The following is an 11,248-nucleotide window of genomic DNA, read 5'->3' as shown; positions in this document are numbered from 1 at the left end:
GGCTTGCGCCGCCAGCATCGGGCAATCCGCCGGGGCGATACGCTGTATCTGCAATGGGATGGTGAGCTGCGCCGCATCGAGTCGTATGACCCGATCAGTGCCGTCGAAGCCAGTCACAGCCATCAGGGCGGGCTCACTGCGCCTATGAACGGCAGCATCGTGCGAGTGCTGGTGGAGGCCGGGCAAACGGTCGAAGCCGGGGCGCAATTGGTGGTGCTGGAAGCGATGAAAATGGAGCACAGCATTCGCGCGCCCCACGCTGGGATTATCAAGGCGTTGTATTGCCAGGAAGGCGAGATGGTCAGCGAAGGCAGTGCGTTGGTGGAGTTGGAACACGCGTGAAATGAAGATCGGTCCTACGCGTTGCGAGGACCGATCTGATTAGAATTTGGCAGTCGCCTGAACCACTACGCCGATAATTCGGCATTCCTCGGTGAAAAGGGCTTTCGGATAGGTCGGATTGAGCGGGACCAGGTAACGCTGCCCGCCCTCTTCGATCAGTTTGCGAAAAACCGCCTCGGCGCTACCGGGCCATTGGGCGATCACCAGTTTGCCAGGTTCGGGCACGATGGCCGGGTCCACCAGAATCAACATGTCCGCGGCAATGCTCAGCCCCGTGGGTGCGGTCATCGCATCGCCAACCACCACCAGCCAGAACGCTGCGCCCTGGGCGTGGTAATCGGACAGCTCGAAGCGCGGCTTGCTGACAGTCGATGAGGCGCCGTAAGCCGATAGTTCTCCATCGCGCACCTCTGCGGTTTCCCGCCAGTCACTGACCGGGTAGCGAAAGTACGGGTTGTACTTTTGCGTCAGAGAGATCTCCTCATCCTGTGAGATCTGCGGTTCCCTGATCACCATCGCGACTTCCAGATAGTCCATCCCCAGCGCCTGCAAGACACGGTTCATCTCTTGGATGCGGGGCTGACGACGTTTATTCAGCCAATGGCCGACGCCGCCCTGGGACATTCCGATGCGCTCGGCGAGTATCTCTTGAGTGACTTTGAGTTCACTCATTTTGGCCTTCACCAATTCAATCCATTTATCCATGTGCGGCACGATACGTGGGGTACTCCGACCAACAAAACACAAATTGTAGTATTTAAATTCAAGACACAAATACAGTACGTACTAAGCTGGGCTCACGGATTTGAATCTATCTCACGGAGCTTGCCATCGTCATGACCATCCCCAGCATTACCCTGCCCGACATGCAATTCGACACCACACTCAACTCGCCAAAAGGCTCGGCTGCCGCGCAGCGGGCACTGGACTATTACTTGAAACCAGCTGTGTCAGAAGAGGCCGGCGAAGAACGTTTCTTCGATGTGAACCGTAACATCAGCAGCGAAGAGGCATTGGTCCATGCTTCGGATCTATTGCGATGTGCCGCCGCCACCGCGCATGAATCAGCCAACCAGCTGCAGGGCGCAAGCCGGGATCTGGCGTTTTCGACGGTGCACATGATCGACATGGCCAAGGCGATGGTCGATCGATCCCTGGAAGGGGCACAGCAGGGCTGAGGCGAATACGCAGGAGTAGAAAGGAAAGAATTTTCCAATCACGCAGATAAAAACATTTGACTTGCAAATGATAATGATTATTATTGCAAGCAGCTGGTCGCGAGATCAGTCGATGGACCAGGGACCTTAGGTCGGTCTCCTGGACTATCTCCTCATCAGGCTAATCACGGTTTTTGACCCGGCTTTTTGCCGGGTCTTTTTTTGCCAGTTATTCTGGCTTTGGCTTCAGGCTAATGAAGTCTGTGGGTGCTGCGAAATCCGATTGGCGCGGATGATATCAAAAGAATATCTGTTGGCAAGAGAGGCCCGGTAGCATTGGGCCAAACTAACGCAAAATAGCACTTGAGAATCACTTGCACAGTCTCTAAGCTGCATCGGCGTCAAGGAGGACGCCCCCCCTTTTCACCCTCGCAATTTCCCCCGGTTTCTCCCTCTCTTGCGTGTAAAGTAGCAGCCATAAAAAAACGTATTCAGGAATTGATTATGGCCGTGGCTAGATCTTCTTTCGACATCAACGCGAACTTCGACAGTGGCAACATCGAAGTGCTGGACATCAGCAATCCTTTGCAAGCACTGCTGGCGATCAAGCCAGACACTCGCAGCCAGCATTTCCAGTGGTTCCACTTCAAGGCCAGCGGTCTGCACGTCGGTCAAGAGCATTGGTTTCGTCTGAACAACGCCAGTAAATCCTCGTACAACAAAGCTTGGGATGGCTATCAGGCGGTGGCGTCCTATGACCACGTCAACTGGTTCCGGGTACCGACCATCTTCGAAGGCGACTGCCTGCGTTTCAGTCTCGAAGCCACTGCGACCCATGCCTGGTTCGCCTACTTCGAACCTTACAGCCGTGGCCGCCATGACTGGCTGATCGAACAGGCACTCACCAAGGCCGGCACCGAACTGCTGGCTACCGGCAAGAGCGTTGAAGGTCGTGACATCCAGCTGTTACGCAAAGGTACTGGCGCCGAAGGCCAGCGCAAGGTCTGGATCATCGCTCAGCAACACCCCGGCGAACACATGGCCGAATGGTTCATGGAAGGCGTGATCGAGCGCCTGGAAAAACACGACGACCCGGTGCTGAAAAAACTCCTGGCCAGCGCCGACCTGTACCTGGTGCCGAACATGAACCCGGACGGCGCTTTCCACGGTCATTTGCGCACCAACGCCATGGGCCAGGACCTGAACCGCGCCTGGCAGAGCGCCAGCCAGGAAGTCAGCCCGGAAGTGCTGTTCGTTCAGCAACAGATGGAAAAGTATGGCGTCGACCTGTTCCTCGACATCCATGGCGATGAAGAAATCCCCCACGTGTTCACCGCCGGTTGCGAAGGCAACCCGGGGTATACGCCGCGGATCGAAAAACTCGAAGAGCATTTCCGCAGTCATCTGAAACATCAGACCAAAGACTTCCAGACCAAACACGGCTATACCCGCGACGAGCCTGGCAAAGCCAACATGACCCTGGCCTGCAACAGCGTCGGTCAGAAGTTCGACTGCCTGTCGCTGACCCTGGAAATGCCCTTCAAAGACCACAACGACGCACCGAACCCGCTGACCGGCTGGTGCGGCAAACGCTCCAAGCAATTGGGCAAGGACGTGCTGACGACCATCGCCGACATGGTCGATACCCTGCGCTGATTGTCCTTTAACGTCAAAAGATCGCTGGCTTGCGTCGAAGGCTGCGATCTTTTGACGTTTTCACTGGGCAGCGATCCGCACACAATCCTGCGGTCCCAACAAACGCCCATCCTCGGCACGCAACTCCAGCGCCCGCACCGGTCGACCGTTCTCACGATCGACAACCCGCGAATGCGCCTCCCCCGCCTCAAAGAAAAACGCCTCGCCCCACTGCCGCAATCCGATGATTAACGGGAACAGGCCCTTGCCCTTCTCCGTCAGCACGTATTCCTGATACGCGCTGCCGTCTGACGCTGGCACCAGATCGAAAATCCCGTGAGCCACCAACGTGCGCAGGCGTGCCGAGAGAATGTTTTTGGCCATGCCCAGATTGCGCTGGAACTCACCGAATCGCCGCAGGCCATCAAACGCATCGCGCACGATCAATAACGACCACCAATCACCAATCGCGTCCAGTGAACGGGCGACCGGACATTCGGCGCCTTCCATGCTTGTACGTTTAACCATGACCACGTCCGCTGGCAACCAATGTGGTTGCAATATAAAACCAGACTCCCTACCGTACAACTGGTTTTATTTTGAAACCACAAAAGGAAGCCTGTGATGAAACCTGACCACACCTTGAGCCGCGCAGTCGTGCTGCTGTTTGCTGTCGCCTGCGGCCTGGCCGTCGGCAATGTGTATTACGCACAACCGCTGCTCGATGCCATGGCCGACGCATTCGCCATGGAACCGGCAACTATCGGAATCGTCGTCACCCTTACCCAGATCGGTTATGGCGTGGGTCTGTTGTTGCTGGTTCCGCTAGGGGATCTGTTGAACCGTCGCCGGCTGATCGTGACGCAAACCCTGTTTTCAGCACTGGCCTTGTTGATGATCGCGTTAGCCTCGAACAGCGCCTGGCTATTGCTCGGAATGGCGCTGACCGGGTTACTGGCAGTCGTGACGCAGGTCCTGGTGGCCTACGCCGCGACGCTGGCCATCCCGGCACAACGTGGACGCGTGGTGGGCGTGATTACCAGCGGCATTGTCGTCGGCATTCTGTTGGCACGAACGGTGGCGGGCGGCATGGCCGATCTGGCCGGTTGGCGTTCGATTTATCTGCTGTCCGCCGGGTTGACCCTGGTGATGGCGCTGCTGTTGTTTCGTGTGCTGCCCAGGCACGAAGATGCGCGACTGGATAGCGCTTACAGTGCGTTGATCGGCTCGGTATTCACGTTGTTCAAGGAAGAACCGGTATTGCGTCAACGAGCCATGCTCGCCCTGCTGACCTTCGCCAGCGCCATGGTGTTGTGGACACCCTTGGTGTTGCCACTGAGTGCCCCGCCGCTTTCACTTTCCCACACCGAAATCGGACTGTTTGGCCTGGCCGGAGCCGCCGGTGCGCTGGCCGCCGCTCGCGCCGGGCATCTGGCCGATCGCGGTCTGGGTCAATGGACCAGTGGGCTGTCGTTGCTGCTGATGCTCGCCTCGTGGCTGCCCATCGCCCTCACCCAATCCTCGTTATGGGCGCTGCTGCTTGGGGTGATTACCCTGGATCTGGGTTTGCAGGCCGTTCATGTCACCAGCCAGAGCATGATCTACAGCGTGCGCCCCGAAGCGCAAAGCCGACTCACCGCCGGCTACATGCTGTTCTATTCGATCGGCAGCGCCTTGGGTTCCATCGGTTCGACGGCGATGTACGCCTGGGCGGGATGGATCGGGGTGTGTTGGCTGGGTGCGGGCATCAATGCGGTGGCGCTGATTTATTGGTGGCTGACGTTGGCCACGAAGACTCAACCTGTAGAAGCAGCTTCACGCTGACGCGTAGGCGCTGCCGCAGGCTGCGACCTTTTGATCTTGGGGACACCTTCGATTTTCAAGATCAAAAGATCGCAGCCTGCGGCAGCTCCTACATTGACCGTGTACATCCGCAGAATTTGGCTGCAGCTGTTGGGATCACCCGCGATCTTTGCCCCGCAGCATGCTGTTCAGCACATCATCCCGACGCACCCAACCGTGAAACAACGCCGCCGCCAAATGCAGCAGCACGGTCAGGAACAGCAGATACGCCAGATACCCATGCGCCTTGCGCAGGAACGCAAACACCTGCGCATTCGCCGGCAGGATCGACGGCAATTGCAGTGAACTACTAAGCATCACCGGATCGCCAGCCGCCGAAATCATCGCCCAACCCAGCAATGGCAAAATCAACATCAAGGCGTACAACAAGATATGCGAAGCCTTGGCTGCGAACGCTTGCCAGCCCGGCAGGTCCGCTGGCAGCGGTGGTTGCCGGGTCGAAAAACGCACGGCCAGACGCACGACCACCAGCAACAGAATCGCAACGCCCAAAGGTTTGTGCAGATGGATCAGCCACTGATGGCGCTCGGACACCGAGGCCGCCATGCCCGCGCCAATAAACAGCATCGAGATGATCATCAGCGCCATCAGCCAGTGCAGCAGCCGCGCCAATGGCGCGAAATGATTCGGTTGAGTGCTCATTGTCGAGACTCCTGTTTGGCGTTGGGCAACTGCGTCACTTCGCTGGTGCGGCGCAGGTAGGAACGGGCGTAACCCGCTGAACGAGCAGCGAGCAGCGGGTCGTCGGAGCCTTCGATACCGCTGGGCAATACCAGTGGGTCGTAGTTGATGTCACGGCACTCACCACTGAGTTGCGGCTGAGTACTTTCGAGCACCAGAGTGCCCGCGTTCAGTACTTTTCGGCCGTCGGGCCAGGCTTTGCTCGCGTCGTTGGTCGGGTCCCCAGGGTTCGCCAGGGTGATGTTCAACTGCCAACGCAGCGGTCCGGCGGACAAACGCTGCACCAAGTCTTTCTCAAGGAAATCACCGCCCTCGGGGACTGTTGCACCTGCCGCATCCTGAGCCACTGGCATCATGCTCCAACGCACTGCTTGCCGCTGACCGGCCGCGTTCACCAGGTAAAACGCGTTGACGCTGTTATAGGTTTGCGTCGCGTAACTGGCCGAAGGTTTGGCGGTTTTGATCCAGGCCAGAAACGGCGCGGCTTCCGGGTGAGAACCAAAGAATGCTGACACCGCCGCCGGGTTTGGTTTGCCGGTAGCCGGATCCGGTGACTGTGCTTGTTGCAACTGATAGAACGCCTCGGGCGTGCCCACCGGGAACACCGGCATGCTGTTCATCCCGGTGCGCCACTGTTGACCGTTAGCCTGAGTAAAACGCAACGCCAGACTACGGATCGGCACGCTGTTGTCCGGCGCGTAAGGGTTACCGGCAGGCAGCGCGAAACGCCCGACCACCGGGGTCCGCGCTTCGCTGAACACTTGGGCAGTGGAATACTCGCGCGCCTGGCTGCTGCTCTCGAAATGCCCGATCACGCACACGCCTTTGGCGTGATTGCGACGAAACCCTGGGGGCACGCCGTTGTTTTTCTCCAGCACATTGACCAAGGCTTTCGGCGTCAGGCGCTGTGGGTCGAGTGTGCCGTTGACGTAGGCAAAAGCCCCGGCCAGCGCCGCGACCACCACGGCAATGCCGGTCAGGCGCAACGTCAGGCTCGCGGCACTCAGCGGTGGCCGGCCTGGCCCCGTTGGCGGTGATGAGCGATCTACCATGAATGACTCCAGGGCCATCGGCCACAAGTGAGAAGAATCAGGCAGACGAACCGCGCCAGGGTTTATTCCATCGCCCGGTGTTTATTTTTCCAGGCGTGGAATAACCTCGAATGCCGGACGTCTTCCTGAACACTAGTGACCAGTCAGAACTTCATGAACGATATCGACGAGCAACTCAGGGAAGTCATTCCCAGGCTACGACGTTTCGCCGCTTCGCTGACGCGCAACCCCAGCAGCGCCGACGATCTGGTGCAGGCCTGCCTTGAGCGCGCGCTGTCGAGTTGGGGCGCAAAACGCCCCGAAGGCGATTTGCGTGCCTGGCTGTTTTCGATCCTTTATCGGCAGTTTCTCGACGCTCATCGCCGCTCCCGGCGTTATGCGCGGATGCTCGAATTTTTTACCGGCCGTGACGATGCGCAGCCTTCGGCAGAGCGCACCGTGATCGCCCAATCGACCCTGCAAGCCTTCGATCAGCTCAGCACCGAACAGCGTGCGCTGCTGCTCTGGGTATCGGTGGAAGGCTTGAGTTACAAGGAGGTCGCCGAGATTCTCGACGTCCCCACCGGCACCGTGATGTCGCGCCTGTCCCGCGCGCGCCAGGCCTTGCGCCAGCTCAGCGACGGCGAAATCACCCGTCCTTCTCTGCGGAGACTCAAATGATCAGCATGCCTCCCAGTGAGCGCGACCTGCACGCCTACGTCGATCACCAACTCAGCGATGCCGAGCGGGATCTGGTGGAGACTTATCTGGCCGGCAACGCCGAAGTCGCCGCGCAAGTGCGCGCCTGGCAGCACGATGCCCAACAATTGCGCGCAGCCCTGAGCGGCGCCTTGCAGCAACCGGCCAACCCGCAACTCGACCCGGCAATGATTCGCCAGCGAGTCACACGCCAGTCGCGCCGTCATCTGGCCAGCGCCGCGATGCTGCTGATCGCAGTCAGCGTCGGCGGACTGGGCGGTTGGCAGGCGCGACAAATGACCCTGGTCAGCGCCCCGCTACCGATGACCGACGCCATGCAAGCCTACCGGCTGATTGCCCAGCAAGGCATCCTGCCGGCGGATTACAAGGTCAGCGATGACGGCGATATGCAGGGCTGGCTCGATCGGTATTTCAGCCAGGCCCAACGTTTGCCGAACCTGACCGCTTCTGGATACACACCCGTCAGCGGACGGCTACTCAGCACTGAACAGGGGCCGGCGGCGATGGTGGTGTATGAGGATCAGGCCGGCCACAAAGTCAGCTTCTACGTCCGCCCGCCAGGACCTAAAAACTTCCTCCTCCCTCGGGGTAGCCGCAGCGATGGTGAGTTGCAGGCCGAGTACTGGTCTGGGGCCGGGTACAACTATGCGATGGTCAGCCCAAGTGACACGCCGGCGGCGCAGATGCTCAAGCAAACTGCGCAGTTCTGATCACCGCCGCCAATCCCTGTGGGAGCGGGCTTGCTCGCGAAGGCGATTTAACATTCAACGTTTATGTCGACTGACACACCGCTTTCGCGAGCAAGCCCGCTCCCACAGGGTGTCGGTGGAGGCCTGAGATTGTGCTCACCCCTGCCCAAACACCTGCGAAGGCCTTCGCAACAGCGGATCGAACGGATTGATCCGCGGCCCGATCAGCGCGGCTTCACGCTTGAGCATCTCCACCACCGTCGGCAAGCGATCCGGCCCCAGGCGATCGCTGACAGTGGCCACACTCAGTGCCGCCACCGCCCGGCCTTCGCGGTCGAGGATCGGCACGGCCACCCCGGCCATGCCTTGCAATACGCCGGTGTTGCGCCCGGCGTAACCGAGGGTGCGCACATTCTCGACTTCCGAACGCAGGAACACTTCGTCGTACAGGTGGAAGTCCTTGAGCCGCGGCAAGTTGTAATGAATCACCGTGTCCCGTTCCTCTTCCGGCAGAAACGCCAGAATCGCCAGACTGCCTTGCCCTACGCCGAGCGCCACCCGCCCGCCGATGTCACCGGTAAACGTGCGGATCGGAAACGGCCCTTCACTACGATCCAGACAGATCGCATCAAAACCGCTGCGCGCCAGCAAAAACAACGAGTCCCCCAACGACGCCGACAGCCGCAGCAATGCCGGCCGCGCCAGCTCGCGCAAATTGCCGGTGTTGCCGGCGCGGGCCGCCAAGGCAAAAAACTCCAGGCTCAGGCGATAGCGTTTGCTGCGCGCGTCCTGCTCGACCATGCCCTCGTCCATCAGGCTGCGCAGCAAGCGGTGCGTCGTGGGTTGCGACAAACCGATGCGCTGCGCCAGCTGGGTCACGCGCTCTCCACCTTCGACGGTGTCCCCCAGACTGCTCAGCACTGCAAACAGTCTTGAGACTGCACCAACACCGACTTCATTTTTGTTTTCATTCCGTTCAATGGAATCAGGCATGTGATTTCTCGACGATAAATTTACTCACTGAATGAAACTGAAAATAGTCATCACTTCAGTGAAATAGGCCATTGAGCCCATCCTATTCTTCGTCCTACTCTGCGTCCATCAGGGGCGATTCGAACAACAGCGGCAGCCGACAGAAGTCGAGCGCCAACGCACCCCGGCAACATCCTTTTCGTATCTGCCCATACAAAAAAGCGCGCCTTTGGCGACGCATAACAATCTCAGGTGGAGCGCAGTCATGGCCTTCGTGCAACTTGAAAACCTCGGCAAACGTTACGGCGAAATCGACGCGGTCGTCGCCACCAATCTGTCGGTGGAAAAAGGCGAGTTCGTCTCCTTGCTCGGCCCCTCCGGCTGCGGCAAAACCACCACCCTGCAAATGATCGCCGGCTTCGTCGAAGTCAGCAGCGGGCGCATTGTGCTGGACGGTCGCGACATCACCCACGCCAAACCCGCCAGTCGTGGTCTGGGCGTGGTGTTCCAGAGTTACGCGTTGTTCCCGCACATGACCGTGCGAGACAACGTCGCCTTCGGCCTGCGCATGCGTAAAGTGCCCAACGACGAACTACAGCAACGGGTCGATCGGGTGCTGAAACTGGTGCGTCTGAACCAACACGCCGAGCGTTATCCACGGGAGCTTTCCGGCGGTCAGCGCCAGCGTGTTGCGCTGGCCCGGGCGTTGGTGATCGAGCCGCCGGTGCTGCTGCTCGACGAACCGCTGTCCAACCTCGACGCCAATTTGCGCGAGGAGATGCAGTTTGAAATCCGCCGCATCCAGCGTGAGGTCGGCATCACCACGCTGATGGTCACCCATGATCAGTCCGAAGCGCTGTCGATCAGCGACCGGGTGGTGGTCATGCAGGCCGGGCGCATCACCCAGATCGACGCGCCCTACACCCTCTACGAACACCCGCGCACCGAGTTCATTTCCGGTTTTGTCGGCAAGGCCAATCTGCTGCCCGGCGAGCGGGACAGCGCTGGCGTCGTGCAGGTCTGCAATCGTGACAACGGCGAGCTGACCCTGAGCCTGCGCCCGGAAAAAATCGATCTGCGTGATGTTGGCCTGGGCCGTCTGCAAGGCAAGATCGTCAGCCGCTTCTTCCTCGGTAGCCAATGGCTGTACGGCGTATCGACATCGTTGGGCGAACTCAGCGTGGTGCGCCGCAACGACGGTTCGGCCCCCTTGATCGAAGGCACGGCGGTCGGCCTCGACTGGGACGCAGCGCTGCTGCGGGTGCTGAGTGTCGACGAGGTGTCGGCATGAGTACGCTTGTCGTCATTCGTCAGGGACGTCAGGGGTATTGGTTATCGGCACCGGCCCTGGCGTTGTACTTCGGTCTGCTGGTGATCCCGCTGCTGCTGACACTGGTCTTGTCGTTCAACGTCTTCGACTACAGCTCGGGGATCAACAGCGATGCCTACACCCTCGATCACTACGGCAGCCTGCTGGGCGATCCGTACTTCTACGAGATCTTTCTGAGGACGTTCTGGATCAGCGCCCTGACCACCCTGCTCTGCGTGGTGATCGGTGTGCCCGAGGCCTACATCCTCAGCCGCATGGGCGCGCCGTGGCGCTCGATCTTCCTGATTCTGATCCTCACGCCGTTGCTGATTTCGGTGGTGGTGCGCGCCTTCGGCTGGAGCCTGTTGCTCGGCGCCGACGGCCTGGTCAACCAGACCCTGCAAGCCTTCGGTGGCTCGCCGATGAAGCTGCTTTATACGCCGTTCGCCGTGGTGATCGCGCTGGTTCACGTGATGCTGCCGTTCATGATCATTCCGGTCTGGACCTCGCTGCAAAAACTCGACCCTGCCGCCGAACAGGCTGCACTGTCACTGGGCGCCAGCCACCTCACGGTGATGCGCAAAGTGGTGCTGCCGCAAATCATGCCCGGCGTGCTCTCCGGCACCTTGATCGTGTTCGGCCTCGCGGCCAGTTCATTTGCCATTCCCGGATTGCTCGGCGGACGCCGGATAAAAATGGTCGCCACGCTGATCTACGACCAGTACCTGTCGGAACTGAACTGGCCGATGGGCGCTGCCATCGCCGTCGCGCTGCTGTTGCTCAACCTGCTGATCATGCTGTCGTGGAACCGGATGATCGAAGGCCGCTACAAGAAGTCATTGGGATAAT

Annotated in this window: 13 protein-coding genes; 8 read left to right on the top strand and 5 right to left on the bottom strand. The window is 59.6% G+C overall.

Annotation, left to right across the window (positions count from 1 at the left end; translation table 11 throughout):
* Positions 1–342 (top strand): acetyl-CoA carboxylase biotin carboxyl carrier protein subunit (locus PMI36_RS11145; protein ID WP_007896906.1); only part of this gene is annotated, 342 nt, incomplete at its 5' end.
* Between the two features lie 39 nt (positions 343–381).
* On the opposite strand, the gene PMI36_RS11150 is transcribed toward PMI36_RS11145, so the two are convergent.
* Positions 382–1,047 (bottom strand): LexA family protein, encoded by a 666-nt coding sequence (locus PMI36_RS11150; RefSeq protein WP_008073123.1) that lies wholly within the window; start codon positions 1,045–1,047, stop codon positions 382–384.
* Positions 1,048–1,178: 131 nt separating this feature from the next.
* Between PMI36_RS11150 and PMI36_RS11155 the strand changes: the two genes are divergently transcribed.
* Together PMI36_RS11155 and PMI36_RS11160 are read left to right on the top strand one after the other, a co-directional pair.
* Complete coding sequence (locus tag PMI36_RS11155; protein WP_007896908.1) at positions 1,179–1,520, top strand: DUF6124 family protein; 342 nt, start codon at positions 1,179–1,181, stop codon at positions 1,518–1,520.
* 483 nt (positions 1,521–2,003) lie between these two features.
* The gene (locus PMI36_RS11160) at positions 2,004–3,155 is read left to right on the top strand and encodes a M14 family metallopeptidase (RefSeq protein ID WP_008073122.1); all 1,152 of its coding nucleotides are present in this window, start codon (positions 2,004–2,006) and stop codon (positions 3,153–3,155) included.
* A gap of 60 nt (positions 3,156–3,215) precedes the next feature.
* Here PMI36_RS11160 and PMI36_RS11165 read toward each other — a convergent pair whose 3' ends face one another.
* Positions 3,216–3,662, bottom strand: a complete 447-nt coding sequence (locus PMI36_RS11165) for a winged helix-turn-helix transcriptional regulator (RefSeq protein ID WP_008073121.1) — start codon at positions 3,660–3,662, stop codon at positions 3,216–3,218.
* A 96-nt stretch (positions 3,663–3,758) separates the two neighbouring features.
* Between PMI36_RS11165 and PMI36_RS11170 the strand changes: the two genes are divergently transcribed.
* The gene (locus PMI36_RS11170) at positions 3,759–4,958 is read left to right on the top strand and encodes an MFS transporter (RefSeq protein ID WP_008073120.1); all 1,200 of its coding nucleotides are present in this window, start codon (positions 3,759–3,761) and stop codon (positions 4,956–4,958) included.
* A 135-nt stretch (positions 4,959–5,093) separates the two neighbouring features.
* Here the strand turns inward: PMI36_RS11170 and PMI36_RS11175 are convergent, their stop codons facing one another.
* Positions 5,094–5,639: a cytochrome b gene (locus PMI36_RS11175; RefSeq protein ID WP_007896912.1), complete on the bottom strand. Its 546-nt coding sequence runs from the start codon at positions 5,637–5,639 to the stop codon at positions 5,094–5,096.
* Entirely contained in the window at positions 5,636–6,730 is a 1,095-nt protein-coding gene (locus tag PMI36_RS11180; protein ID WP_008073119.1) for a catalase family peroxidase, read from the bottom strand. Before PMI36_RS11180 ends, PMI36_RS11175 begins: the two co-directional genes overlap by 4 nt.
* Positions 6,731–6,883: 153 nt before the next feature.
* Here PMI36_RS11180 and PMI36_RS11185 point away from each other — a divergent pair, with 153 nt between their 5' ends.
* Together PMI36_RS11185 and PMI36_RS11190 are read left to right on the top strand one after the other, a co-directional pair.
* Positions 6,884–7,390, top strand: coding sequence for an RNA polymerase sigma factor (locus tag PMI36_RS11185; protein ID WP_008073118.1), 507 nt, complete (start codon positions 6,884–6,886; stop codon positions 7,388–7,390).
* On the top strand, positions 7,387–8,139 hold the full coding sequence (locus tag PMI36_RS11190; RefSeq protein WP_008073117.1) for an anti-sigma factor family protein: 753 nt from the start codon (positions 7,387–7,389) through the stop codon (positions 8,137–8,139). The genes PMI36_RS11185 and PMI36_RS11190 overlap by 4 nt, the downstream gene beginning before the upstream one ends.
* Positions 8,140–8,274: 135 nt before the next feature.
* Here the strand turns inward: PMI36_RS11190 and PMI36_RS11195 are convergent, their stop codons facing one another.
* Positions 8,275–9,111 carry an IclR family transcriptional regulator gene (locus PMI36_RS11195; protein ID WP_008073116.1) on the bottom strand — a complete coding sequence of 279 codons (837 nt, stop codon included), beginning with the start codon at positions 9,109–9,111 and terminating at the stop codon, positions 8,275–8,277.
* Positions 9,112–9,355: 244 nt separating this feature from the next.
* Between PMI36_RS11195 and PMI36_RS11200 the strand changes: the two genes are divergently transcribed.
* Entirely contained in the window at positions 9,356–10,381 is a 1,026-nt protein-coding gene (locus PMI36_RS11200; protein ID WP_008073115.1) for an ABC transporter ATP-binding protein, read from the top strand.
* Positions 10,378–11,247, top strand: coding sequence for an ABC transporter permease (locus PMI36_RS11205; RefSeq protein WP_008073114.1), 870 nt, complete (start codon positions 10,378–10,380; stop codon positions 11,245–11,247). Before PMI36_RS11200 ends, PMI36_RS11205 begins: the two co-directional genes overlap by 4 nt.
* Position 11,248: the final 1 nt, after the last annotated feature.

The sequence above is a fragment of the Pseudomonas sp. GM79 genome, assembly GCF_000282495.1.
GTDB lineage: Bacteria > Pseudomonadota > Gammaproteobacteria > Pseudomonadales > Pseudomonadaceae > Aquipseudomonas.
The sequence above is the reverse complement of the archived record's forward strand: the minus strand, read 5'-3'. Positions and strand labels throughout refer to the sequence as shown.